The organism is Kitasatospora sp. NPDC096140 (assembly GCF_040303045.1).
GTDB lineage: Bacteria > Actinomycetota > Actinomycetes > Streptomycetales > Streptomycetaceae > Kitasatospora.
Map to the genome: position 1 here is coordinate 211,336 of NZ_JBEOUW010000010.1, position 25,303 is coordinate 236,638.

The 25,303-nt window shown below is 73.8% G+C and carries 22 protein-coding genes; 13 read left to right on the top strand and 9 right to left on the bottom strand.

The window, feature by feature from the left end; all coding sequences use genetic code 11:
• Positions 1-15: 15 nt before the first annotated feature.
• Complete coding sequence (locus ABT048_RS13325) at positions 16-618, top strand: hypothetical protein (RefSeq protein WP_350521474.1); 603 nt, start codon at positions 16-18, stop codon at positions 616-618.
• Here the strand turns inward: ABT048_RS13325 and ABT048_RS13330 are convergent.
• Positions 615-1,574 (bottom strand): GlxA family transcriptional regulator, encoded by a 960-nt coding sequence (locus tag ABT048_RS13330; protein ID WP_350521475.1) that lies wholly within the window; start codon positions 1,572-1,574, stop codon positions 615-617. The two genes, ABT048_RS13325 and ABT048_RS13330, sit on opposite strands and share 4 nt — an antisense overlap.
• Positions 1,575-1,659: 85 nt before the next feature.
• On the opposite strand from ABT048_RS13330, the gene ABT048_RS13335 reads away from it, so the two are divergent.
• Complete coding sequence (locus ABT048_RS13335; RefSeq protein WP_350521476.1) at positions 1,660-2,256, top strand: cysteine hydrolase family protein; 597 nt, start codon at positions 1,660-1,662, stop codon at positions 2,254-2,256.
• 21 nt (positions 2,257-2,277) lie between these two features.
• Here the strand turns inward: ABT048_RS13335 and ABT048_RS13340 are convergent, their stop codons facing one another.
• Entirely contained in the window at positions 2,278-2,802 is a 525-nt protein-coding gene (locus tag ABT048_RS13340; RefSeq protein WP_350521477.1) for a hypothetical protein, read from the bottom strand.
• Between the two features lie 158 nt (positions 2,803-2,960).
• Positions 2,961-3,752, bottom strand: a complete 792-nt coding sequence (locus ABT048_RS13345; protein WP_350521478.1) for an SDR family oxidoreductase — start codon at positions 3,750-3,752, stop codon at positions 2,961-2,963.
• A gap of 104 nt (positions 3,753-3,856) precedes the next feature.
• On the opposite strand from ABT048_RS13345, the gene ABT048_RS13350 reads away from it, so the two are divergent.
• Positions 3,857-4,852 (top strand): sigma-70 family RNA polymerase sigma factor, encoded by a 996-nt coding sequence (locus tag ABT048_RS13350; RefSeq protein WP_350521479.1) that lies wholly within the window; start codon positions 3,857-3,859, stop codon positions 4,850-4,852.
• Between the two features lie 78 nt (positions 4,853-4,930).
• Here ABT048_RS13350 and ABT048_RS13355 read toward each other — a convergent pair whose 3' ends face one another.
• Both ABT048_RS13355 and ABT048_RS13360 read right to left on the bottom strand, forming a co-directional pair.
• On the bottom strand, positions 4,931-5,578 hold the full coding sequence (locus tag ABT048_RS13355; protein WP_350521480.1) for a DinB family protein: 648 nt from the start codon (positions 5,576-5,578) through the stop codon (positions 4,931-4,933).
• 52 nt (positions 5,579-5,630) lie between these two features.
• The gene (locus tag ABT048_RS13360; protein ID WP_350521481.1) at positions 5,631-6,206 is read right to left on the bottom strand and encodes a nucleosidase; all 576 of its coding nucleotides are present in this window, start codon (positions 6,204-6,206) and stop codon (positions 5,631-5,633) included.
• Positions 6,207-6,774: 568 nt separating this feature from the next.
• Here ABT048_RS13360 and ABT048_RS13365 point away from each other — a divergent pair.
• The 10 genes from ABT048_RS13365 (at position 6,775) to ABT048_RS13410 (ending at position 20,157) form a co-directional block, all read left to right on the top strand.
• Positions 6,775-8,103 (top strand): GlnX family signal transduction membrane protein, encoded by a 1,329-nt coding sequence (locus ABT048_RS13365; protein ID WP_350521482.1) that lies wholly within the window; start codon positions 6,775-6,777, stop codon positions 8,101-8,103.
• 96 nt (positions 8,104-8,199) lie between these two features.
• The gene (locus tag ABT048_RS13370; protein WP_350521483.1) at positions 8,200-9,120 is read left to right on the top strand and encodes a glutamate ABC transporter substrate-binding protein; all 921 of its coding nucleotides are present in this window, start codon (positions 8,200-8,202) and stop codon (positions 9,118-9,120) included.
• A 201-nt stretch (positions 9,121-9,321) separates the two neighbouring features.
• Positions 9,322-10,683, top strand: a complete 1,362-nt coding sequence (locus ABT048_RS13375; protein ID WP_350521484.1) for a hypothetical protein — start codon at positions 9,322-9,324, stop codon at positions 10,681-10,683.
• Positions 10,684-10,688: 5 nt separating this feature from the next.
• Positions 10,689-13,253, top strand: a complete 2,565-nt coding sequence (locus ABT048_RS13380) for a serine/threonine-protein kinase (RefSeq protein ID WP_350521485.1) — start codon at positions 10,689-10,691, stop codon at positions 13,251-13,253.
• Positions 13,254-13,256: 3 nt separating this feature from the next.
• Positions 13,257-14,582, top strand: a complete 1,326-nt coding sequence (locus tag ABT048_RS13385) for a PP2C family protein-serine/threonine phosphatase (RefSeq protein WP_350521486.1) — start codon at positions 13,257-13,259, stop codon at positions 14,580-14,582.
• A gap of 116 nt (positions 14,583-14,698) precedes the next feature.
• Positions 14,699-16,054: a vWA domain-containing protein gene (locus ABT048_RS13390; RefSeq protein ID WP_350521487.1), complete on the top strand. Its 1,356-nt coding sequence runs from the start codon at positions 14,699-14,701 to the stop codon at positions 16,052-16,054.
• 73 nt (positions 16,055-16,127) lie between these two features.
• Positions 16,128-17,417 carry an FHA domain-containing protein gene (locus ABT048_RS13395; RefSeq protein WP_350521488.1) on the top strand — a complete coding sequence of 430 codons (1,290 nt, stop codon included), beginning with the start codon at positions 16,128-16,130 and terminating at the stop codon, positions 17,415-17,417.
• Between the two features lie 156 nt (positions 17,418-17,573).
• Entirely contained in the window at positions 17,574-18,491 is a 918-nt protein-coding gene (locus ABT048_RS13400; protein WP_350521489.1) for an ABC transporter ATP-binding protein, read from the top strand.
• Complete coding sequence (locus tag ABT048_RS13405; protein WP_350521490.1) at positions 18,488-19,633, top strand: ABC transporter permease; 1,146 nt, start codon at positions 18,488-18,490, stop codon at positions 19,631-19,633. Before ABT048_RS13400 ends, ABT048_RS13405 begins: the two co-directional genes overlap by 4 nt.
• A 119-nt stretch (positions 19,634-19,752) precedes the next feature.
• The gene (locus ABT048_RS13410) at positions 19,753-20,157 is read left to right on the top strand and encodes a globin (protein WP_350521491.1); all 405 of its coding nucleotides are present in this window, start codon (positions 19,753-19,755) and stop codon (positions 20,155-20,157) included.
• 124 nt (positions 20,158-20,281) lie between these two features.
• Here ABT048_RS13410 and ABT048_RS13415 read toward each other — a convergent pair whose 3' ends face one another.
• The 4 genes from ABT048_RS13415 to ABT048_RS13430 form a co-directional block, all read right to left on the bottom strand.
• A complete protein-coding gene (locus ABT048_RS13415; RefSeq protein ID WP_350521492.1) occupies positions 20,282-20,974 on the bottom strand; it encodes a DUF8185 domain-containing protein in 693 nt (230 codons plus the stop codon).
• A 30-nt stretch (positions 20,975-21,004) separates the two neighbouring features.
• Entirely contained in the window at positions 21,005-21,469 is a 465-nt protein-coding gene (locus ABT048_RS13420) for an acyl-CoA thioesterase (protein ID WP_350521493.1), read from the bottom strand.
• A 128-nt stretch (positions 21,470-21,597) separates the two neighbouring features.
• On the bottom strand, positions 21,598-23,262 hold the full coding sequence (gene ettA / locus ABT048_RS13425; protein WP_350521494.1) for an energy-dependent translational throttle protein EttA: 1,665 nt from the start codon (positions 23,260-23,262) through the stop codon (positions 21,598-21,600).
• A 231-nt stretch (positions 23,263-23,493) separates the two neighbouring features.
• Positions 23,494-24,933, bottom strand: a complete 1,440-nt coding sequence (locus tag ABT048_RS13430) for a Cys-Gln thioester bond-forming surface protein (RefSeq protein WP_350521495.1) — start codon at positions 24,931-24,933, stop codon at positions 23,494-23,496.
• Positions 24,934-25,303 lie beyond the last annotated feature (370 nt).

A 25,303-nucleotide genomic window follows, 5' to 3' on the forward strand; every position in this document is an offset into this window, starting at 1 on the left:
CCCGGAATGGAACCAATGACCCTCTCGACCCCCCGCGCGCACACCGCCCTCGGACGGCTCGGCCGTCTCACCGTCGCAGCATTGCTGACCGCCACCCTTGGAGCCTGCATGTCCAGCCCCGGAAACGGAAAGTACGACGGCAAGGACGACCCGCTGCCCGTCAAGTCTCAGCAGGAGGCTTTGGACTGGGCGCGTCAGATCATCGCTCACGTGGCCCAGACGACCGGGGCCCGCATCAACGCGGAACCTGAGATCTACGGGTTCAATCCGTGCGTGGGCAGGAACGGCGAGAAGGCGCCCGACGACCGCTACACGCTCGACTACGGCGTCCACGCCGATGTCCCGGACGACCAGCAGAACGACGTCCTCCGCAAGGTCCGGGACCTGCTCACCGGCGAAGGGCTCAAGGTCACGGAGTACCAGGAGATCCCGGCCGGCGATCCCCCGGCCCAGCCCGCCGCCGCCTTCTCCGCCCGGCACCCCAACAGCCAGTACGTCGTCGACGTCGACAGCACAGGGGGTCACAACCGGATGTCCCTCGCCGTGCGTACTCCCTGCCTGCTGCCGCCGTCCGAGTCGGCCCCGCCGACCACGCCGGCGCCGACCGGTACGGCCTAGTCGTCCTGCCGGCCGCGGAACGCGCGGCGGTACTCCCTCGGGGCCACGCCGACGCGCGCGGTGAAGACCGGCCGCAGGGAGACCGCCGAGGAGAAGCCGCAGCACGTGGCGACGGTGTCGACGGGGAGGTCGGTCTCCTCCAGGAGGCGCTGGGCGGTGAGGACCCGCTGGTCGAGGAGCCAGCGGGTCGGGGTGGTGCCGGTGGCGGCGGCGAAGCGGCGGGCGAAGGTCCGTTCGGACATCAGGGCGGCGGCCGCCATCCGCGGGACGGTCCACGGGGTGTCGAGGGAGGCGAGGATCTCGGCGCGGACGCGGTCGAGCGGGTCGTCCGCGGTGGGGGCCGGGACCGGGGTGGGGATGAACTGGGCCTGGCCGCCGGCCCGGAAGGGGGCGGTGACCATGGCGCGGGCGATGGTGGCGGCGGCCTGCTGGCCGTGGGCGGTGCGGACGAGGTGGAGGCAGAGGTCGATGCCCGCCGCGACGCCGGCCGAGGTCCACAGGCCCTCGCCGCCGGTGAAGAGCACCTCGGGGCGGACCGTCACCGCCGGGAAGCGGCGGGCGAGTTCGGGGGCGAGGGCCCAGTGGGTGGTGGCCTCGCGGCCGTCCAGCAGGCCGGCCTCCGCGAGGACGAAGGCGCCCGCGCAGAGCGAGGCGATCGGGACCCCGTCGGCGTGGACGGCCCGCAGGGCGTCGAGGACGGCGGGATCGCGCTCCGCCGCCGGGTCCTCGACGCCCGGGACGACGACCAGGTCGCAGTCGGCGAGCCCGGCCGTCCCGTGGTCGGGGACACGTTCCAGCCCGCCGCCCAGCCGGACCCGGGTGCCGTCCGGGCCGCAGACCCGCAGGTCGAAGGCGGGCAGTCCGGGCCGGGCGACACGGTTGGCCCACACCTCGCCGATCACCGCGTAGTCGAAGGCCCGGACACCGTCGAAGATCAGACAACCCACCGTTCGCATGGCAGAGAACCTATGGCAGGAATCCATCGATGGGTGGCATCTCCGCCCATCACGCCGCCGGCACGCCGGCGAGCACGATGGACGCATGACGAACACCGACGCATTCGACGCCCCGCTCACCCTCGACCCCGACGCGGTCCTGCTGCTCATCGACGTCCAGAAGGGCTTCGAGGACCACGAGTTCTGGGGCCCCCGCGACAACCCGCAGGCCGAGCAGCGGATGGCCGAGCTGATCGCCGCCTGGCAGGCCACCGGCCGCCCGATCGTCACCGTGCAGCACGCCTCCACGGCCGGGCCGCTGGTCGAGGGCACGCCCGGGTACGAGCTGAAGGACTTCGTCGCCGACGTCACTCCCGCGCTGCACATCACCAAGACCGTCAACAGCGCCTTCTACGGCACCCCCGACCTGCACGCCTGGCTCCGGGAGCGCGGCGCCCGGCAGCTGGTGGTCACCGGGATCATCACCAACGTGTGCAACGAGACCACCGCCCGGATGGCCGGCAACCTCGGCTACGACGCGATCTTCCCGACCGACGCCATGCACGCCTTCGACATGACCGGCCCCGACGGCACCACCCTCCCCGCCGCCGAACTCGCCCGCGCCACGGCCACGGTGCTGCACGCGATGCGGTTCGCCAAGGTGGTGACGACGGAGCAGGTGCTCGGCGCGGCGAAGGCCTGACCGGCGGCGGGGCCCGGGTGGCTAGTCCCTGATCAGCAGCCGGTACGCGTTCCCCTCCTCGGCGTTGAGCAGCACGTACGACGCCCCGAGGCCGAGCGCGACCTCCCGCAGCCGGGCCAACGCCTCGGCCTCGGAGGGGACTTCCAGGCCGAGGGCGGCGGCGGCCGCGTCCCGGTCGGCGTAGTGGCCGGGCTCGTCCTCCAGGTACTCCTCGGCCGCTTCCGCGCTCTCCTCCACGGTCAGCCGCCGGCAGTCCCGCCACCACGGCACGGCGAGCAGCAGCCGGACCAGCTCCGGCACCCCGACGGCCAGCAGGGCGGCGCCGCCCTCGGAGTCGGCGAAGAGCACGGGCCGTTCCTCGCCGCCCTCGCCGCAGAGGAAGTAGGTGCCGCCCGCGCCGTCCTTGGCCACCGGTTCCAGGGCCTCACCGGAGGCGAGCACCACCGCCTCGACGTGCTCGTACCAACGGGAGGGGTCGAACTCGCCCGGCCAGGCCAGGTAGTCGGCGGCGGCGGGGTTGGCGCGGATCGCGTCGAGGAGGGACATGGCGGCCACCCTACGGCGTACCGCTGACAGGAACTCAGGCCGACCGGAACCGGGCCTCGGGACCAGGCGCCGGGACCAGGCCAGGACCAGGCCGACCGGGACCAGGCCAGGACCCGGGCCGACCGGAGCCGGCCCCACCGGCCCCGGTCCGGCGGGGCTCAGGCCGCCAGCCGCTGCGCCAGGTACTCCTCCCAGGTCCGCCGCCCGTGCTCCGCCCCCGGCCGGGCCAGGTTCTCCCCGGCCCGGTAGGCGCGCCCGACCTTCCCCGGCACCCGCACCGGCAGCTGCCGCCGGCCGCGGCCGCGGGCCTCCAGGTACCGCCGGGTCAGCTCGCGCATCTCGTACACCGTGGGACCGGCCAGGTCGGGCACCGCCCCGGCGGGCTCGTCGAGCGCCAGCTCGACCATCCGGGCGGCGACCTCGCGCACGTCCACGGGCTGCCAGCGGACGCCGCCGGGGGCCGGGACGACCGGCAGCTTCGCCATCTTCTCGACGACGGTGAACGCCAGGTCGTGGAACTGCGCGGCCCGCAGCACGGTGTACGGCAGGCCCGAGCCGGCGACCGCCTCCTCGGCGGCGAGCTTGGCCCGGAAGTAGCCGAGCGGGATCCGGTCCGCGCCGATCACCGAGATGTACACCAGGTGCCGCACGCCCGCCCGCCGGGCGGCCGCGACCAGCACCGCGGTGGCGGTGTCGTCGCCCTTCGGGCCGCCCGCGAGGTGCAGCACGGTGTCCACGCCGGTCAGCGCCTCGTCCAGCCGGACGGCCGCCTCGGCCGGGTCTCCGAGGAGGTCGCCGCGCGCGTAGGTCACGCCGTCGGCGGCGGCACGCCGGCGGCGGCTGAGCACGCGCACCGGCCGACCGGCCGCGCACAGCAGCGGCACGACGTGCCGGCCGAGCGTGCCGGTGCCTCCGGTGACCAGGACGGGATTGACGGGATTGCTCGTCACAATCGTTCTCCGATTCGTCCGGGGCGGGGAGTTGATCTCCCCGCCGCAGCCGTTGTTGGGTGGCTCCTGCTGCCCTGACCCCCGGCGACGAAGGAATGTGACACGTGGACGACGCGGTGGACGAGACATCTGCCCGGACCGCGCTCTTCGAGGAGCAGCGCCCGCACCTGCGCGCGGTCGCCTACCGGATGCTCGGCTCGATCAGCGAGGCCGAGGACGCCCTGCAGGAGGCCTGGCTGCGGTACGACCGCACCGACACCGCCGGGGTGGAGAACCTCGGCGGCTGGCTGACGACGGTGGTGTCACGGGTGTGCCTGAACCTGCTGCGCGCCCGCGCCCAGCGCCGTGAGGAGCCGCTGGAGCCCGCCGGTCCGGGCGGTGAGCCGGGCCCGCCGCGCATCCCGGACCCGCTGCTGCGGCGTGAGGGCGTGGTGGACCCCGAGCAGGAGGTGATGCTCGCGGATTCGGTCGGCCTGGCGATGATGGTGGTGATGGAGTCGCTGTCGCCGGCCGAGCGGGTCGCCTTCGTGCTGCACGACCTGTTCTCCGTGCCGTTCGACGAGATCGCCCCGCTGATCGAGAAGTCGGCGGCCGCGACCCGGCAGCTGGCCAGCCGGGCCCGCCGCAAGGTGCAGGGGCAGGCGCCCGTGCCCGACCCTGACCTCGGCCGCCAGCGGCTGGCCGTGGACGCCTTCTTCGCCGCCGCCCGCAACGGGGACCTCGACGCCCTGGTCGCCGTGCTCGACCCGGACGTGGTGCTGCGTTCGGACGGCGGGGCGGCGATGGCCCGGCACACGGTGGTGCTCTCGGGCGCCGCCACGGTGGCCGGCCAGGCCGTCCTCTGGGGCACGCTGTCGCCGTTCGCCCGCCCGGCGCTGGTCAACGGCACCGCGGGCGCCGTGGTGATCGGCGACAACGGCCGGGCTCTGTCGATCATGGCGTTCACCGTGGCGGACGGCGCGATCGTCGCGATCGACGTGCTCACCGACCCCGAGCGGCTGGCCGCGCTGGACCTCTCGCAGTTCCGGGACCGCCGGGACGGCGAGGACCGCCGGGACCGCCGGGACGGCGGGGCGCACCAGGACGGCGAGCAGCGGTAGGACGGCGAGCAGACAGCAGGACGGCGAAGGGGTGGGAGGGCCAGCGCCTCCCACCCCCCGTCCACTCCCGGAGCGTCCTCAGCGCCCGACCGCGCCGTCCAGCTGCTCGCGGATGATGTCCGCGTGGCCGGCGTGCCGACCGGTCTCCTCGATCATGTGGACCAGCACCCACCGCAGCGACGGCCCCTCGGCCGCGTCCGGCCGCAGCGAGCGCACGCCCGGCCGGTCGAGGTCCGGGGCGGCGGCCGCCACCGCGTTGGAGCGCGCGATCGCGTCGCGGTACGCGGCGACCGCGGCGGCCACGGTCGCGTCGTCCAGCAGGTTCTCTTCGGAGTCCCGGGGCTTCTCGCCGACGCCCTGGTAGGCCCACGCGAACCAGTTGTGCTCGACCACGGTCAGGTGCCGCACCAGCCACAGCAGGCTGGTGCCGGAGGGCACGCCGGGGCGGCGGGCGTCCTCGTCGGAGAGCCCGTCGACCTTGGCGAGCACCGCCCCGCGCAGGTAGTCGAGGAAGGCGAGCAGCGTGGTGGGCTCGTCCGCGTTCGCGCTCGGCGGCCGGGTGTCGGAGAGTTTGCTCGGCGCGGCGCCCGGGGCGGCGTTCCCGGTGCCCTCGGTGCCCTCGATGCCTTCGGTGCCGCCGGTGCGGTCAGCGGCCTCGGCGTGCGCGGCGGGCTCGGCGTGCGCGGCGGGCTCGGCCTGCGCGGTGTTGTCGGTGTTGTCGGTCACCGCGCCACCCTAGCCACCGCCCGTCCGCCGGGGAACGGAATATGAGTGGCCGTCACCAGCCCTGCGCGGCCACCCAGTCGGCGAGGTGCCGGGCACAGTCGTCGACCGACTCCTGCCAGGTGTGCACGGCTCCGGCCCCGGCCTCGTCGCTGACGTGCTTGACCAGCCGCACCGGGACGCCGGCCCGGTGGGCGACGGTGGCGATCGCGTAGCCCTCCATGTCGACCAGGTCGGCGTGCTCGGCGAGCCGGTCACGGGCGGCCGGGTCGGAGACGAACAGGTCGCCGGTGGCGAGCACCGGGCCGTCGCCCTTGCCGATCACCAGCGGGGCGCCGTACTGACGCCCGGTGAGCGCCTGCAGGGCTGCGGTGTCGAGGTCGTGCTGGATCACCTGGACCACGTGGTGGGTGCCCTCCCAGCCGGGACGCAGCGCACCGGCCGTGCCGAGGTTGATCACCTCGGAGGGCTTCTCGCCCCCGGCGAGGACGGTGGCCAGGGCGGCGGTGGCGTTGACCTTCCCGATCCCGGTGAGCAGCACGGGCAGTCGGCCGTCCAGGTGGGCGGCCTCCTCGCGCACGGCGACGACGAGCAGCGGGCGGTCGGGCGAGATCGTTCCAAGCAGGCGCATGTGCCCATCGTACGGAGCGAGGGGGTGCCGCACCGGGGAGCGCGCGCCCACGAACGGACCCCCGCGCTCCGCCCGGTCGGGGGAACCGCTCGGGGTGCGGGTGGCGTCGGAGGGTTCGCCACCTCTCCGTGCGGGCGACGGCACGAACGCCGACCGGACGACACCGCGAGCGGCACCGCGGGCGACGGCCGCCCGCCACCGCGGGCGTGCGGGCCGCGTGCCCGAGCCGTACGGAGGCGTGCGGGAACCGTGCACGACATGCTCAAAATCGGCGCAAGTCGGGTGTGGCCGGGGGGAGTCACGGCCATACTGCTGCCATCGGCCGGGCCCCGGCGAACGGGCCCGGCTCCAGGGGAGGATGAGGCGGGTGGCGACACCAGAAGGCAACGGCGCACCGGGGGCCGCGATCCCGGCCCGGCCACCGGGAGCACGGGCCGCGACGGGCACGTCGGTGCTCGTGGGTCCCGGCGGCCCCCCGGCGGCCGGCCCCGGCACTGCACCCGGCCGGGCACCCGGCCGGGCACCCGCCGGAGCACCCGGCGGACCACCCGCCCGGCGCCCCCGGACGGTGGTCGCCACCGGCGTCCGCGCCCGGCTCGCGCAGGCCGGCCGGACGGCGCCCGGCCGGCTGCGGCTGGCCGGGGTGGTGCTGGCGACGCTCACCGTGGCGTTCGGCGGGCTCACCGCCTGGCAGTTGGAGACCAGGGCGCAGGCCGCCGACCGGGTGGTCTCGTACAGCCAACCGCTCAGCCGGGACGCCGCCGAGATCCACCGCAACCTGGCCGATGCCGCGACCACCGCGGCGAGCGGCTTCCTGCTGGCCGGCACCGAGCCCAAGGACGTCCGGGACCGCTACGAGCAGGACCTCGCCACGGCCGCCAAGCTGGTCGCCGAGGCCGCCGCCCGGACCACCTCGACCTCCCCCGCGCAGGGTTCGCTCGCCCGGCTGAACCAGCAACTCCCCTCGTACGCGGGCCTGGTGGAGACCGCCCGGGCCGACAACCGGCAGGGCATCCCGCTCGGTGGCGCCTACCTGCGGTACGCCTCCGAGCAGATGCAGACCGTGCTGCTGCCGGCCGCCGCCGAGCTGGCCGCTGCCGAGAACGAGGAGCTGGCGAAGGACTACGCCGCCGCCAAGTCGGTGCCGTGGGGGGCGTACGGCCTGGCGCTGGTGACCCTGGCGGCGCTGGTCCAGGTGCAGCTGACGCTGTTCCGCCGCACCAACCGGGTGTTCAACATCGGGCTGCTGGGCGCCACCGCCGCCGTGCTGGCCGGCGCGCTCTGGCTGACCGTCACCGCGCTGACCACCGACGCGGCCCTGAAGCGCAGCGACAGCGAGGGCGCCACCCCGCTGCGGGCGCTCAACTACGCCCGGGTCGACGTGCTGACCGCCCGGCTGGCGGAGAACCTGCACCTCGTCGCCCGCGGCTCCACCACCAAGTACGCCGACCAGTGGAACAAGGCCACCGAGCACCTGGACAGCGTCGCGTCCGCGGACATCCCGCTGGAGCGGCGCGTCGGCTCGCTCCCGGAGGCCGCCCGGCTCGCGCCCGCGGCGGCCGAGCAGAGCATCCAGGACGCGGTGACGCAGTTCGACCAGTGGCACCAGCAGCACGACAAGGCCCGGAAGCTGGAGGTCGACGACGCCGACTACCAGGGCGCCCTGGACGCGACCGTGACGGCCACCGCCGGCACGCCCACCGCCGACGCCTTCTTCAGCACCACCGACCGGGCGCTCGCCCGGGCCGCCGACATCGAGCAGAACCGGTTCGCGCAGTCCGCGAAGGGCACCGGCGGGGACCTCCGCACCGCCGCCGTCGCGGCCGCGCTGCTCGGCCTGGTGGCCGCGGCCGCCGCGCTGCGGGGCCTGGGCCGACGACTGGCCGAGTACCGGTAACCGGCAAGGGGGAACGGACAGATGCGCAGGACAACCGCACGCACCGGATCACGCTCGTGGTCACGCTCGTGGTCACGGACCAGGTCGGCCGCCGCCGTGGCGCTGCTCGCGGCCGGGTCCGCCGTGCTCGCCGGGGGCGGCCCGGTCGGCGCCGCACCGACCGCCGCGGCCGGCACCACCGCCGGGACCGCCGCCCAGCAGGGACAGCAGGCGCAGCAGGACCAGGCCGACTGCGACGTCTACAAGAGCGTGCCGCCGAGCACCGAGGACGGCCCCGCCGTGAAGGCCGTCAAGGCCAAGCGCAGCCTGGTCATAGGCGTCGACCAGAACAGCTACCGCTGGGGCGCCCGCAATCCGAACACCGGCCAGATCGAGGGCTTCGACATCGACCTCGCCCGGGCGATCGGCACCGCCATCATGGGCGACCCGGACAAGGTCGTGCTCAAGCCGGTGGCGACCGCAGACCGGATCGACGCCATCAAGAAGGGCCGGGTCGACCTGATCGTCCGCACCATGACGATCAACTGCAAGCGGATGGAGGACGTCGCCTTCTCCAAGCCGTACTTCAACATCAGCCAGCGCGTCCTGGTGCCGAAGGCCTCCCCGGCGAAGAACATCGACGACGCGATCGACGGCAGGACGGTCTGCGCCGCCGACGGCTCCACCGCCCTGAACGTGGTCAAGGACAAGAAGACCGCCGGGCGGATCGTCACCCAGGAGAACCAGCTGGACTGCCTGGTGCTGATGCAGCTCGGCAAGGTCGACGCCACCATGACCGACAACGGCCTGGCGGCCGGTCAGGCCGCCCAGGACCAGACCGTGCGGATCGTGGACGGCGAGGCGCAGCCGGAGGTGATCGGCGTCGCCATGCTGAAGGAGAGCCCGGACCTGACCGCCCGGGTCAACCAGGTGCTGGCCGACTACTACGCGCGCGGCGACTGGGCCCGTTCGTACGAACACTGGCTCAAGCCGTACATGCTCAACGAGGCCGACCACTACTGGCCGGGCACGCACTGAGGCACCGCACCGGGGAACCGGCCGGACCGGCGGGCCGGGGCGTTGACGCCGTCTTGACGCCCCGCGCCCGTCCGGCCCGAACGGTCACCGGCTAGGGTTCGGGACGATCACCGCGGGGAGACCGGTGGTGGACACGGGGGTTGTCGCGGGACCGCACGTCACACGTGGCGGGATCGCGCGCGAGGAAGGAAGGACACCGCGGTGGCGGCATCGGCTGGCCCGGTACTGAGCCGGGAGGAGGTGGACCGCGCGCTGGCGCGCCTCGGCGCGGAGCGGGACGCGGTCGAGTCGGCCCTGCTCGCCCTGCAGGACCACCCGGGCCTGCGGCTGCTGGACGGCGCCGAGCTGACCGGGCGCACCCTGGAACGCTGGTCGGTCGCCGGGAAGGGCCTGCCGCTGCTCTGGGCGCTGTTCGACCGCTACTCCGAGGCGCTGGCCTCGGCGCGCGCCGTACGGGCCCGCAAGGCCAAGCCCGGCGCGCCCGAACTCGCCGAGCTGAGCGAGCTGTTGACCGGCGACGCGGTGACCGTCCCGGGCGGCGCGGTGCCGGACGGGCCGCAGCTGCTCGGCGCGCCCGCCAAGCTGGTCGAGCGGATCAGCCTGGACGCGCTGATGGCCCGGATGAACTCCTGGTACGCCACCGTGCTGGAGGTGGTCAGCGCCGCCGACGCGGTCTGGTCGGCGCTGCCGACCCGGATCGACCTGCTGCTGGCCGAGCTCCACCGGGTGCGGACGCTGGCCGGCTCGCTCGGCGTGCGGGCCGGCAGCCACCCGCTGGGCGACGACCTGGCCGCGATCGAGAAGGACCTCGTCGAGCTGCGCACCGAGGTGCACGGGGACCCGCTGGCGCTGTGGCGCCCGGCCCGGGTGCCGGCCCAGCGCGGCACGGTGCCGGAGGAGTCGGCCTTCGCCGGCCCGGTCGGGGTGGTGGACACCGAGCGGTTCGACCGGGCCGGGCGGGCGCTGGACGGCGTCCGGCTGGAGCTGGAGGACCTGCTGCGGCTGCGCGACGAGGCCGAGGAGCGGCTGCAGGGCGTCGGCGACCTGCTCCAGCGGGCCGACGCCACCCTGGCCGAGGCCCGCCGGGCGCGCGGCGAGGTGCTGGCGAAGATAGCGGCCAGCGACGTCCCGGCGGTGCCCGGCCCGGCCTCGGCGCTGCGCGAGCGGATCGTCGCGGCGCTGGAGCTGCGCCAGGCCGGGCAGTGGGGCCGGCTGGCGCCGCTGCTGGACACGCTGGAGGACGCCGCCGCCAAGGAGTTGACCCGGGCCCGGCAGTCGCTCACCGAGGTGACCCAGCCGCTGGCCGTCCGGGCCGAGCTGCGCGGCCGGCTGGACGCCTACAAGGCGATGGCGGCCCGGCTGAGGGTCTCCGAGGACCCGGAAGTGATCGAGCGCTACGAGAAGGCGCGCTGGCTGCTGTGGAGCGCGCCGTGCGACCTGCGGGCGGCGGCGGCCGCGGTGGCCCGGTTCCAGCAGTCACTGCGGCCCGCCCAGACCGAGGCGGCACAGGGTCAGGAAGCGACCGGCCAGGCGCCGGTCGACGGACAGGTTCAGGGGGGCTGAGGGTGATGGGCGAAACGTGCGTACGGCCGGAGTGCTCCGGCAGCGGCAGCATCGACGCCGACGGTTACTGCGACGAGTGCGGGCTGGCCCCGGCGGGGACCTCGACGGTCGCCCCGGCGGGGACCTCGACGGTCGCCCCGGCGGGAACGTCCGCGCCCGCCCCGGCGGGTGAGGGGGCGGCCTCGCCGCCGGACGCCGCCGGCCCCGGCTCGCCCTGCCCGCGGGACTGCTCGGGCACCATCGACGCGGACGGCTACTGCGACGAGTGCGGCCTCACGCCGCCCGCCGGCGACACCGGCGTCACGCAGCCCTACGTCCCGTCCGCGCGGGTCGGCGCGGACTCCGCCCGCAGCGGCTCGGTCCGCTCGCTGTCGGCCCGCACCGGCTCGGCCCGCTCGATGTCGGGCCGCTCCCGCTCGCACCGCTCGACCCGCACCGGCTCCAGCCGCTCGGTCTCGGTGCGCTCCACCCGCGGCAGCGTCAGCGCGGGCACCCGCAACCGGCTGGGCGCCGGTCTGGTCACCGTGCCGACGGTGGCGACGGCCGACCCGTCGCTGGCGGTGCTGGTCGATCCCGAGGTGCCCGAGCGCAAGCGCTACTGCGCCAAGTGCGAGGCGCCGGTGGGCCGGGAGAAGAACGGCCGCCCCGGCCGCCCGGAGGGCTTCTGCACCAAGTGCGGCACGCCGTACTCCTTCACGCCCAAGCTGCGCCGCGGCGACCTGGTCGGCGGGCAGTACGAGGTGGTCGGCTGCCTGGCGCACGGCGGCCTGGGCTGGATCTACCTGGCGATAGACCGCCGGGTCAACGACAAGTGGGTCGTCCTCAAGGGCCTGCTGAACACCGGCGACGAGGACGCGCTGGCCGCGGCCGTCGCCGAGCGCCGCTTCCTGGCCGAGGTGGACCACCCGAACATCGTCCGGATCATCAACTTCGCCGAGCACCCGGATCCGAGGTCCGGTTCCACCGACGGCTACATCGTCATGGAGTACGTCGGCGGCAAGTCGCTCAAGGACATCGCCAACGAGCGCCGCACCCCGGACAACCGGCGCGAGCCGCTGCCGGTGGAGGTGGCGATCGCGTACGCGCTGGAGGCGCTGCCGGCGCTCGGGTACCTGCACAGCCGGGGCCTGATCTACTGCGACTTCAAGATCGACAACGTGATCCAGAGCGGCGACGCGCTCAAGATCATCGACATGGGCGCGGTCTGCCGGCTCGACCACGACGGCCCGATCTACGGCACCGTCGGCTACCAGGCGCCGGAGATCGCCACCCACGGCCCCTCCCCCGCCTCGGACCTGTACACCGTGGCCCGCACCCTCGCGGTGCTCACCTTCGACTTCCAGGGCTACAGCACCACCTTCCGCGACTCGCTGCCCGGCCCGGAGGACGTCGAGGCCTTCGCCCGGTACGAGTCGTACTACCGCCTGCTGGTCCGCGCCACCGACCCGGACCCGGCCCGCCGCTTCGCCTCCGCCGAGGAGATGGCCGACCAGCTGACCGGCGTGCTGCGGGAGATCCTGGCCCTCCAGAACGACCGGCCCTACCCCGCGCTGTCCACCCTGTTCGGCCCCGAACTGCGCGTCGTGGACACCGAACTGGTGCTGCCCACCGAGCAGGCCGGGCAGCTCCGGGTGGCCTCGCTGGACCCGGCCGCCGCCGCCCTCGCGCTGCCCATCCCCCGGGTCGACCCCGGGGACCCCAACGCCGGCTTCCTCGCCACCCTGCTCTCCCCCGACCCCGAGGAGGCGCTGGTCGCCCTGGCCGGCGCCCCCGCCGTCTCGGTCGAGAGCCGGCTGCGCGAGCTGCGCGCCCTGCTCGAACTCGGCCGCCACGACGACGCCGTGACCCGCCTCGACGCGCTGGAGAAGGACCACCCGGACGACTGGCGGGTGGTCTGGTACCGCGGCCTCACCGCCCTGGTGGGGGCCGCCGACGACGGTGGCGAGCCCTCCCTGCGGGCCGCCGCCGAGGCCTTCGACGCGGTCTACGACGCCTTCCCCGGCGAGGCCGCACCCAAGCTGGCCCTCGCCATCTGCGCCGAACTGCTCGGCGACGGCGGCGACGCGGCCGAGTTCTACCGGCTGGTGTGGGCCACCGACCACGCCTACCTGAGCGCCGCCTTCGGGCTGGCCCGGGTCCGGCTGGGCGGGGACGACCGGACCGGCGCGGTCCACGTCCTGGAGTCGGTGCCGGCCACCTCCAGCCAGTACACCGCCGCCCGGATCGCCGCCGTCCGCGCCCGGCTGCGCGAGCGACCCGCCACCGACGAGCTGGCGGCCGACCTCGGCGCGAGCTCGGCGCAGCTGACCGCGCTGCGGCTGGACGACCGCCGCCGCGAGGAGCTCTCCGTCGAGGTGCTCGGCGCGGCCCTCGGCTGGGTCGGCGCCGGGTCGGCGGGGGCCCCGCCGGCCGCCGGCCTGGAGGTACTGGGACGTCCCGTACAGGAACGGGAACTGCGATTCGCCCTGGAACAGTCCTACCGGGTACTCGCCCGGTTGGCCGACCGGGCCGAGACCAGGATCGAGATGGTGGAGCGGGCCAACCGTGCCCGTCCCAGGACGTGGGTGTAGCCGATGCCGCAGCAGACCGAGTGCCCGAGCTGTTCCGAGCCGATGGACCCGGAGGACGCCTACTGCGGCTCCTGCGGGGCCGACCGGGACGGCCGGACGGCCCCGGGCGCGATGCCCGCGGGCTGGGCCGCCGCCCGGGGTGAGGCCGTACCGCAGCAGCGCGGGCCGGTCTGCGTGCACTGCGGGCAGCCGCAGGTCACCGCGGACGGCTACTGCGAGGGCTGCGGCGGCGCCCAGCCGCGCCCGCGCGACCACATGGAGAAGGCCCTCGCCGGCGTCGCCGGGGTCAGCGACCGCGGCCTGCGCCACCACCGCAACGAGGACAGCTTCACCGTCGCCGCGAGTTCGCTGCCCGGCGGCGAGCCGGTCGTGGTCGCCGTGGTGTGCGACGGCGTCTCCTCCTCCGACCGGCCGGACGAGGCCTCGGCGACCGCCGTCGACTCCGCCTCCGAGTCACTGCTGACCTCGCTGGAGGCCGGCCGGGACCCGAACGAGGCGATGCGCACGGCCATCGCCGACGCCGCCAAGGCCGTCGCCGACCTGGCGACCGACGGCGCCGGCCCGGTCCGCCCCGACCTCAACGCACCCGCCTGCACCTACGTCAGCGCGATAGCGGCGGGCGGCCGGGTCACCATCGGCTGGGTCGGCGACACCCGGGCGTACTGGATCCCGGACGACCGCGCCGCCGCCGAGCCGTTCCGGCTCACCCAGGACGACTCCTGGGCGGCCCGGATGGTCGAGGCCGGGCTGATGGGCGAGGCCGAGGCGTACGCCGACCCGCGCGCGCACGCCATCACCGGCTGGCTCGGCGCCGACGCCGAGGAGGTCGTGCCGCACACCCTCGAATTCACCCCGCACGTCCCCGGGGTGGTGCTGATCTGCACCGACGGCCTGTGGAACTACGCCGAGGCGGCCACCGACCTGGCCTACTACGTCCGGCCGGACGCCCGCACCGAGCCGCTCGCGACGGCGCAGACCCTGGTGAAGTTCGCGGTCGCCGCCGGCGGCCACGACAACATCACCGTCGCCGTGCTGCCGATCGACCCGCCGGCCGTCCGGGTCGAGGAGGTCGAGGAGACCCCCACGGCGCTGGACCTGCCCGTGATCACGCCGCGACCGGCACCGGAGGAGGACGAGGACCACGAGCCGACCCTGCCGGACATCCCGGTGATCGGCTCGCCCGCCGCCCCGCTGCCCCCGGCACCGCCGGCCCCGCCCGCACCCCCGGCGGTTCCCCCGGCCGTTCCGCCGGCACCGCCCGCCGCGCCGGTCGCGCCGCCGGTGGCACCGCCCGTCCCGCCGCAACCGCCGCACCCGCCGACGGCCTGACCGGGCGTCCGCCGGACGCCCGGTCAGGACGGCGCCACGGTCCGCCGGCCCGGCCGGCGGACCGCCCCACCGTCCTGATCGCATCCACCCCTCACCCGACGGGAGCCGACCGCCCCATGGCAACACTGGCTAAGCCGAACCTGCCCAGGTTCGACGTGGAGATCTTCCAGAACGAGTACCTGGCCGACGGCGCCCGCGAGGTCAACGCCATCGTCACCGTCACCGCGACCGGTGGCGGCACCTCCGGCGGCCGCCCGCTCGGGATCACCGACGCCGGGCCGGCCGGGGCCGGGGCCGGCGCCGCCGTGGTGATCCTGGTGGACTGCTCGGGCTCGATGGACTACCCCAAGACCAAGATCAACGGCGCCCGGGAGGCCACCGCCGCCGCCATCGACGCGCTGCGCGACGGCACCGCCTTCGCCGTGGTCGCCGGCACCCACGAGGCCAAGGACATCTACCCCGGCGACGGCACCCTGGCCACCGCCTCGCCCGGCACCCGCGAGCAGGCCAAGGAGGCGCTGCGCCGCCTCACCGCCGCCGGCGGCACCGCCATGGGCACCTGGCTCGCCAAGGCCGACAAGCTGTTCCTCACCCGCACCGACATCGCCATCCGGCACGCCATCCTGCTCACCGACGGCAACAACGAGCACGAGTCGGCCGAGGACCTGGCCCGCAACATCGAGCGGGTCACCGGACACTTCACCGCCGACTGCCGCGGCGTGGGCACCGACTGGCGGATCGACGAGCTGCGCAAGATCTCCTCGGCGCTGCTCGGCACCGTCGACATCGTCGCCGAGCCCTCGGGCCTGGCCGAGGACTTCCGCTCGATGATGACCGGCGCGATGGGCAAGCAGGTCGCCGACGTCTCGCTGCGGATCTGGACCCCGGCCAACGCCGCGGTGAAGTTCGTCAAGCAGGTCGCCCCCGCGGTCGAGGACCTGACCGCCCGTCGCGCCGAGGCCGGGCCCCGGGCCGGCGACTACCCCACCGGCTCCTGGGGCGACGAGAGCCGCGACTACCACGTCTGCGTCGAGGTCCCGGCCGCCTCCATCGGCAACGAGATGCTCGCCGCCCGGATCAGCCTGGTGCTGCCCCCGCAGGTCGGCGGCGGCACCCCCGAGGTGCTCAGCCAGGGCCTGGTCAAGGCGGTGTGGACGGACGACCTGGCCTCCTCCACCCGGATCAGCCCGCAGGTCGCCCACTACACCGGGCAGGCCGAGCTCGCCTCCTCCATCCAGGAGGGCCTGGAGGCCCACCGCGCCGGCGACGTCGACACCGCGACCGCCAAGCTGGGCGCCGCCGTCCGGATCGCACACGCGGCCGGGAACGAGGGCACCTACAAGCTGCTGCAGAAGGTGGTGGACGTGGTGGACCCGAAGGAGGGTACCGTTCGGTTCCGTAAGAACGTGAGCGAGGCCGACTCGATGACCCTTGAGACCCGGTCGACCAAGACGGTACGTGTGAAGAAGTGACCGCTGAAGACGTGACCGGGCCGGCACCCCGGCGCGACGCCGCACCCAGCCGGCCCGAAACGAGGGGGACCTGATGCCGATCTGCCCGAGGGGCCACGAGTCGCAGGCCGAGGACTGGTGCGACTTCTGCGGCTTCCCCATGACCCCGCCGGCCCCGACCCCGGGCGCCCACGGGGCCTACCCGGGGGCGCCCGGCGCCGACCCCGCGCCCGGCGCACCCGCCGGGCACCCGCAGCACGGCGGCGCGTCCTTCGGTGCGCCGCCGCTCCCGCCGCCGATGCCGCCGGGGGCCGTGCCCCCGCCGCCCGGGGCCTACCCGCCGCCGGGTGCCTACCCGCCGCCCGGGTCCGTGGCCCCCGGCGCGTACCCGCCGCCCGGGCCCGCGGCTCCCGGCGCCTACCCCCCGCCCGGGGCGGTCCCGCCGCCCGCGGCACCGCAGGGCCTCACCGAGGGCCTGGTGGTCTGCCCGATCTGCCGCAGCCCCCAGACCGGCCGGTTCTGCGAGGAGTGCGGCTACGACTACGACCTCTCCACCCCCTCGCGCCGCCAGCCCCCGGCCGTCGGCGCACCCGCGCCCGGGCCGGCCCAGCCGCCGCCGCTGAACATCCCGGCGGCGTACGGCGGCGCCCCGCAGCAGCCGCAGGACCCGTACGGCCGGGCGCCGCACGAGCAGCCCCCGGCCGCCCCGCAGGCCGCCGTCGCCCCGCCCGTCCCGCACCAGCCGCAGGCCCCGGCGCAGCCGCACACCTACGGCTACCCGCCCGCCGTCGGGCACGAGGTGCCCGCACCGGAGGGCGCGTTCCCCGAGGCCCCGGTGCGCGAGGACTCCGGCCCGGTGTACGCCCAGCCGGCCGGCCCCGGCCCGAACAACCGCGGCGGCGACTTCGGCACCTCGTTCCACCTGGCCCCGCCGCAGCAGGCCCAGCAGGAGGCCGCCCCCGCCGAGCCGGTGCGGACCACCTGGATCGCCGTGGTCTCGGCCGACCGGGACTACTTCACCGACATGATGGCCCGCAGCGGCCCCGAGGCGGCCGGCCTGTTCTTCCCGCCGTACTGCCCCGAGCGCCGGATCCCGCTGACCGGCCGCGGCCAGCTGCGGATCGGTCGGCGCAGCCAGCACCGGGGCACGGTGCCGGAGATCGACCTGTCCGTGCCGCCGGAGGACCCAGGCGCCTCGCACCAGCACGCGCTGCTCGCCGAACAGGCGGACGGCAGCTGGGTCCTGGTGGACCAGGACTCGACCAACGGCACCACGGTGAACGGCGGCGCGGAGCCGATCGCCCCGCACACCGCGGTGCCGCTGAACGACGGCGACCGGATCCACGTCGGCGCCTGGACGACCATCACGGTGCACCGCGCCTGACGCCACCCTGAGGGTCCGTCAGCGACAACTCCGGCCGGGCCGGGCGGAATTCGACTCTCCGCCCGGCCCGGCCGTCGTTCCCCGTTCCTCAAAGGATCCGCAAATCCCGCTCCCCGGTGTGCACAGGGCTCTCCGGAACCCCTATTCTCAGGGCACATGACTGCAGCTATATCCGCCGACGGCATCCGTCAGCGGTACGGGGATGTGCAGGCCGTCGACGGGGTTTCCTTCACCGTCGAGGCCGGCGAGTTCTACGGGATCCTGGGCCCCAACGGCGCCGGGAAGACCACCACCATGGAGATCCTGGAAGGCGTCCGGGAACCGGACGAGGGCCGGGTCGAGCTGCTGGGGATGGCTCCCTGGCCGCGCAATCCGAAACTGCTGCCGCGCATCGGCGTGCAGTTCCAGGCCTCCGCCTTCTTCCGCAAACTGACGGCCCGGGAGACCATCCGCACCTTCGCGTCGTTCTACGGGGTCGGCCCCAAGCGGGCCGATGCGATGCTGGAGCGGGTCGGTCTGGCCGACAAGGCCGAGACCCTGACCGACCAGATGTCCGGCGGCCAGGCCCAGCGCCTGTCCATCGCCTGCGCACTGGCCCACGACCCGGAGCTCGTCTTCCTGGACGAGCCCACCACCGGTCTGGACCCGCAGGCCCGGCGCAACCTCTGGGACCTCCTGCGCGACATCAACGCCGAGGGCCGCACGGTCGTGCTCACCACGCACTACCTGGACGAGGCCGAGGTGCTCTGCGACCGGGTCTCGATCATGGACCACGGGAAGATCCTGCACACCGGCGCCCCGGCGGCGCTGATCCGCGAGATCGACGACACCGTCCGGATCAGCGTGGCCTCCGGCCAGCTGCCGGTCGACCGCGCCCGCGAACTGCTGACCGCGGCCGGCGCCGACATCGCCAACCTGGAGGACGACACCGTCTCGCTCTCCGTCTCCACCCGCCTTCCGGCCCCGGTGCTCAGCGTCCTGGCCGAGCAGAACGCGCTGCGCGGCCTCGAAGTGCGCGGCGCCACCCTGGAGGACGTCTTCCTCCAGCTGACCGGACGGGAGTTCCGCGCATGACCGCCACCACCCCGACCGAACCGAAGGTCCCCGCGCAGCGGGGCGGTCCGGTCTCCGCCGCCGGCGAGCGGGAGCGGGTCAGCGCGTTCTGGAGCCTGTCCCGCGCGATGCTGCTCGGCATGAAGCGCGACCGCACCGCGACCTTCTTCATCCTGCTCTTCCCGCTGGTGTTCCTGGTCTTCTTCGGCACCGTGACCAAGGGCTCCGGCAGCCCGCACGCCAAGGTGGCGCAGGTCGGCGCGGTGAAGCTGTTCGACTCGATGCAGGGCGACGCCCGAGCGGGGCTGAACGAGGTCCTCACGATCACCCGGACCGACGACGAGTCGGCCACGCTGGAGAAGGTCCGCAAGGGCGACTTCGACGCGATGATCGAGCAGGGCCCCGACGGCAAGGTCCAGCTGCGCTACAGCGCCTCCGACACCGTCCGGGCCGGCGCGCTCCAGGGCATCCTCAACTCGGTGGTCCAGAGCGCCAACCAGGCGGCCACCGGGCAGCCCCCGGCCTACGTGCTGGACGCCCAGCAGGTCGAGGACAAGTCGCTCAAGCCGATCCAGTTCCTCACCCCCGGCCTGCTCGGCTGGGCCGTCGCCACCGGCGCGGTGTTCGGCGCCGCGCTGACGCTGGTCAACTGGCGCAAGACCAAGGTGCTGCGCCGGCTGCGGCTGGCCCCGATCAGCGCGGGCACGGTCGTCAGCTCCCGGGTCGTGGTCTCGCTGCTGACCGCGCTCCTGCAGAGCGCGGTCTTCCTGGTGGTCGCCACGAGCTTCTTCGGGCTCAAGCTCACCGGGAACTGGTGGCTGATCATCCCGCTGGTGGCCTGCGCGACGCTCGCCTTCATGTCGATCGGCCTGCTGGCCGGCTCGGTCGCCAAGACCGAGGAGGCGGCCAACGGCATCTCGCAGGTCATCGTGCTGCCGATGTCGTTCCTGTCCGGTTCCTTCTTCCCGCTGGACGGCGCTCCGGGCTGGCTGCAGACCGTCTCCAAGGTCATGCCGCTGCACTACCTGGTCGAATCCGCCAAGTCGGTGCTGACCCGCGGCGGCGGCGTCATGGACGCCCTGCCGACCATGGGCGGCCTGCTGCTCTTCGCGGCGGTGCTGACCGGCGTCGCCTGGAAGCTCTTCAAGTGGGAAGACGCCTGATGCGTCCGACCGTTCCGGCCGTCCACCGCTGACGGTCGAGCCCGACGGGGTCGTACGCCCCGGGACCCACGCCTTTGGTCCTGGTGTACGACCCCGTCGGCGTCTGCGACCATGGTCGGGTGAGAGAGATCCGGCGAGGCACGTTGAGCGAGGAGACCTTCTACGACCAGGTCGGCGGTGAGCCGACCTTCCGACGTCTGGCCCACCGGTTCTACGAGGGCATCGCCGAGGACGAGCTGTTGCGGCCGATGTACCCCGAGGACGACCTCGGCCCGGCCGAGGAGCGCATGGCGCTGTTCCTGATGCAGTACTGGGGCGGCCCGCGCACCTACAGCGACCGGCGCGGGCACCCGCGATTGCGGATGCGGCACGCGCCGTTCAAGGTCGACCGCGCGGCCCACGACGCCTGGCTGAAACACATGCGGGCGGCCGTCGCGAGCCTGGAACTGCCGGCCGACCACGAGCGGCAGTTGCTGGAGTACCTGGCCTACGCCGCGGCCTCGATGATCAACACCGAGGGCTGAGCCACCCCGACGGGCCGGCGGGCTGATGGCCGCGCCGGCCTGTTGGCCTGCTTTGCCGTTGACCCACTGGCCCGTTGGCCCGCCGGCCCGCCGGCCCGCCGGGTTTGTGACCGGCCGGCCCGCGCTAGCCGATCGGGCTGAGCCCGAGACCCGCGCCCGGCGCGGCCACGGTACGCACCGCCACCGAGCCCGCCGGGGCGCTCAACCGCAGCCAGCCGCCCGCCCGGTGCACGGACAGCGGGGCGCCGGGCTTCAGGAAGCCCATCACGTACGCGGCGTGCACCGCCCGCAGCGGCAGCTCCGGCAGCGCGGACACCGGGCGGGACCAGATCTCGTCGGCCAGCGCGTCCAGCACCGCACGGGTGCGGTGGTGCGTCGGCACGGCCTCGCTGCGCTCGCGGAACTCCCCCACCCCGGCCATGAGTTCGGGGTAGACCTCGGCCACCGGCGGGGCTCCGACCGGCCGCCAGCCGGTGCGCGGCGGCAGCAGCCCGGCCCAGGCCGGGCCGGTCACCGGCGCGGGCAGCGCGACGGTGCCCTCCTCGGCGTCCACGCCGTCCAGCAGCTGCCCCGCCGAGACGGTCAGGTCCACCGGCTCGTCGAGGCCGCCCAGCCGCGCGGTGCGGATCGCCAGCGCGCCCGAACCGCCCAGCGGCAGCCGTCCGAAGACCGCCAGCACGCCGTCGTCGGCGCCGGGCCCCACCGCCTGCAGGCGGACGGCCGCCGCCTTGTCGAAGCGCAGCAGGCGCAGCAGGAAGGCGGAGAGGTCGGCGGCCTCCCCGGCGTCGGTCAGGGCGAGGCGGGCGGTGACGGTCAACGCAGCTCAGCTCGAATCATCACGTGGCGGTCAGACGGCGGCGGGAACGGCCGCGGCCTTTTCGTCGGCGGCGGCCCCGTCCATGAAGCGGCCGAGGAACTCCCGCTCCACGGGCGAGATCCGGCGCGGCCGGCCCTCGGCCAGGTCGTAGGGGACCACCACGGTGGACGCCCGGACGTACACGACGTCGGTGCCGTCCTCGGCGACGTCCTTGATCTCGTACGAGACGGTCAGCGAGGCGCCGCCGATCTTCGTCACCCAGGTTTCGACGGTGACCGGGTGCGGCCGGTGCACCAGCGGGCGCTTGTAGTCGATCTCGTGGCGCGCCACCACCGAGCCGCCCGCGAACTCCCCGGCGCCGGCCGCGGCGGCCTGGGTGAACATGAAGTCGATCCGGGCCTCCTCCAGGTAGCGCAGGAAGACCACGTTGTTGACGTGTCCGAAGGCGTCCATGTCGGACCAGCGCAGTGGGCAGGCGTAGATGTGGCGGGCCACGGGTGTTCTCCTCGGTTCCGGTCGCCCGCCGCCGCCGTCCCCTCGGAGGCGACGGGCGGTGGCGACGGGCCGCGGCCCGGCAGGCCGCCCCGGAGGGCAGTCTGCCGGGCCGTTGTGTCGACTGGGTGTCAGCCTCGGGTCAGCTTCTTGTACGTGGCCCGGTGCGGACGGGCGGCGTCGGCGCCGAGCCGCTCGATCTTGTTCTTCTCGTAGGACTCGAAGTTGCCCTCGAACCAGAACCACTTGCTCTCGCCCTCGTAGGCGAGGATGTGGGTGGCCACTCGGTCCAGGAACCAACGGTCGTGGGAGATGACCACGGCGCAGCCGGGGAACTCCAGCAGGGCGTTCTCCAGCGAGGAGAGCGTCTCGACGTCGAGGTCGTTGGTGGGCTCGTCGAGGAGCAGCAGGTTGCCGCCCTGCTTGAGGGTGAGCGCCAGGTTCAGGCGGTTGCGCTCACCGCCGGAGAGCACGCCGGCCGGCTTCTGCTGGTCCGGGCCCTTGAAGCCGAAGGCCGACACGTAGGCGCGGGACGGCATCTCGACCTGGCCGACGTTGATCCAGTCCAGACCGTCGGAGACGACCTCCCAGAGGGTCTTCTTCGGGTCGATGTTGGCGCGGCTCTGGTCGACGTAGCTGATCTTGACGGTCTCGCCGACCTTGACCGTGCCGCTGTCCGGGGTCTCCAGGTCCTGGAGCATCTTGAACAGGGTGGTCTTGCCGGCGCCGTTCGGGCCGATGATGCCGACGATGCCGTTGCGCGGCAGGGTGAAGCTGAGGTCGTCGATCAGGACCTTCTCGCCGAAGGCCTTGTTGAGCTTCTCGACCTCGATGACGACGCTGCCCAGACGCGGGCCCGGCGGGATCTGGATCTCCTCGAAGTCCAGCTTCCGCATCTTGTCGGCCTCGGCCGCCATCTCCTCGTAGCGGGCCAGACGGGCCTTGGACTTCGCCTGGCGGCCCTTGGCGTTGGAGCGGACCCACTCCAGCTCTTCCTTGAGGCGCTTGGCGCGCTTCGCGTCCTTCTGGCCCTCGACCTTCAGACGCGACTGCTTGGTCTCCAGGTACGTGGAGTAGTTGCCCTCGTACGGGTAGGCGCGGCCGCGGTCGAGCTCCAGGATCCACTCGGCGACGTTGTCGAGGAAGTACCGGTCGTGGGTGACGGCCACGACGGTGCCCTTGTACTTCTCCAGGTGCTGCTCCAGCCAGTTCACCGACTCGGCGTCCAGGTGGTTGGTGGGCTCGTCGAGCAGCAGCAGGTCGGGGGCCTCCAGCAGCAGCTTGCAGAGCGCGACGCGGCGCTTCTCACCACCGGAGAGCTTGGTGACCGGCCACTCGCCGGGCGGGCAGCCCAGGGCGTCCATGGCCTGCTCCAGCTGGGCGTCCAGGTCCCAGGCCTCGGCGTGGTCCAGGTCCTCCTGGAGCTTGCCCATCTCGTCCAGCAGCGCGTCCGAGTAGTCGGTCGCCATCAGCTCGGCGATCTCGTTGAAGCGGTTGAGCTTCCCCTTGATCTCCTTGACACCGTCCTCGACGTTCTCCAGAACGGTCTTGGACTCGTCCAGCGGCGGCTCCTGGAGCAGCATGCCGACGGTGAAGCCGGGCGACAGGAAGGCGTCGCCGTTGGAGGGCTGCTCCAGGCCGGCCATCATCTTCAGCACGGTGGACTTACCGGCACCGTTGGGGCCCACGACGCCGATCTTCGCTCCGGGGAGGAAGCTGAGCGTCACGTCGTCAAGGATGACCTTGTCTCCGTGAGCCTTGCGCACCTTGCGCATCGTGTAGATGTATTCCGCCACGTGAGATCGCTCCGGCGTCGTCGGGAGTATTCGGCTTGCAGCGTTCCATTGTGCCGCACCCGGCCGCGGGCCCCGAACCGCCGGGGTGCCCCTCGGGGGTATCCCCGGGCGGTCTTCGGGCCCTGTCGGCCCCTGTCGGCACAAAGGCCCGGCCCCCCGCAGCGAGCGGGGGGCCGGGCCTCTCTGTCTCAGGGCCTCAGGCGGTCATCGCCTCGGGGCCCGTGGAGCGGGTCAGGCGGTGGTGCGACCGTGGCGGCCGCGGCGGCGCAGGACGAAGACGGCGGCGCCACCGGCCACGACCAGGCCACCGGCGACGGCGGCGAGGATCGGGGTCGAGTCATTGGCACCGGTCTGGGCCAGGCCACCGGTGCCCGGGGCGGTGCTGGTCGGGGCCGGGGTCGGGTGGCCGGCGCCGGTGCTCGGGGTGCCCGACGGGGTGCCGGTCGGGGTGCCCGACGGGGCCGGGGTGGACGGGCCGGGGGTCGGCGTGGTGCCGGTGCCGGTCTTGCAGTCCAGGACGCCCTTGAACTCGCGGCTGTAGCCGTTCGGGCCGGTGACGGTGATGTCGTAACCGGTCTTCTCGGCGACCTGGACGAGCACGCTCTCGGTCTTGCCCGGCTGGACGGTCAGCTGCTGCTTGCCGACCGTGACGGTGCCGGCCTCGTCGCCACCGTTGGTGACGGAGACGCGCACGCCGCCGTTGGCGCACTCGACCTTGGCGGTGCTGTCGATCAGCGCGCCCTTGCCCTGCTTCCAGGTGGCCTTGGCGGCGTCGGCGACGTTGAGCTTGGAGGAGCCGGCCAGGATCATGGTCTGGCTGTGCTCCTCACGGGTGTAGCCCTTGCTGAGGAAGACACGGCCGCTGGGCACCACGGTGGAGGCGCTGGCGTTCACCGTGACCGAGCCGTCCGGGGTGCCGGCCGGCACGTCCAGGAACAGCTGGGTGTCCTTGGCGATCGGACCGGCGAGCGAGGCGCCGACCGGCTTGTTGTCCTTGTCCAGCAGCTTGACCTTGTCGGCGGCGTCGCCGCTGACGGCCAGCTTCACCTCGGAGGCGCTGGAGTTCAGCGTGAACGGGCCGAGCTTGGCGCCGGACTTGCCGGAGACCGAGTCCGGGCTGAGGGTCAGCGACGGCTTGGGCTCCGCGGCGATGCCCTTGTTGGCGGCGCCGGTCAGGTAGTCGCGCAGCTTCTTGGCGTTCTCGTCCTGCGGGACGGCGTTCTTGTTGTCCGAGTACTTCCAGATCGCGGCCTGGGTGCCCGCGGCGGCGGCCTCGGGGCTCAGGGCGGCCGCACCGGCGGCCTTGGCGAGCGCCGTGAGGTCCTTGACCTGCGGGTAGGAGTTCTCCAGGATCCAGCGGATCTTGGCGGCGGCCTCGACCTTGTTCTTGTCGCCGAGGGAGCTGGAGGCCCAGTCGGACTCCTGGTACTGGATCTTCTTCCGGATGTCCACCGGGAAGCCGAAGTCGATGCAGTACGTCTGCAGCTCACCGTCGGCGGTCTTGAGGGTGAAGAGACCGCCGTCGACGGTGCCCTCGCCCTCGACGTTGATCTTCTCGCCGAGCATGGTGTTCTGCACCACGGCGGTCACACCCGCACCCGGGGTGTCGGCCGCGACCGCCGCACCGGCCGCGAACAGGCCTCCGCCCAGCGCCAAGCTGGTCGTGAGCATGACAGTGGTTATCCGGGACAGACTCCGCCCCTGCCTCTGGAACATCTGGGATCCCTCCGGGACAGGCCGCACCCAATGGGGGCAGCCTGCCGACTTGCCGTGCCGCGCGTGCCCGGTGTGGCACTGCTGCGGGTATGAACCTGACGAATCCTATTGACCCCCAGAGGCCCCGAAACCCCCATGCGAAATCAGGACGATTCCGTATCTGTATCGTTATCAACCCTCTCAGGATCCACACAAGCTGACGGTCGGCCAGAAAATTCTCACCCGACTTTCCGTTATCCGGTCGGATTGCGCGTGCGGGCGCAACAACCTTCTCGATCAACATATTTGTCGACAGAGTAGGGTCACCGACCGGTCAGTTCGGCAC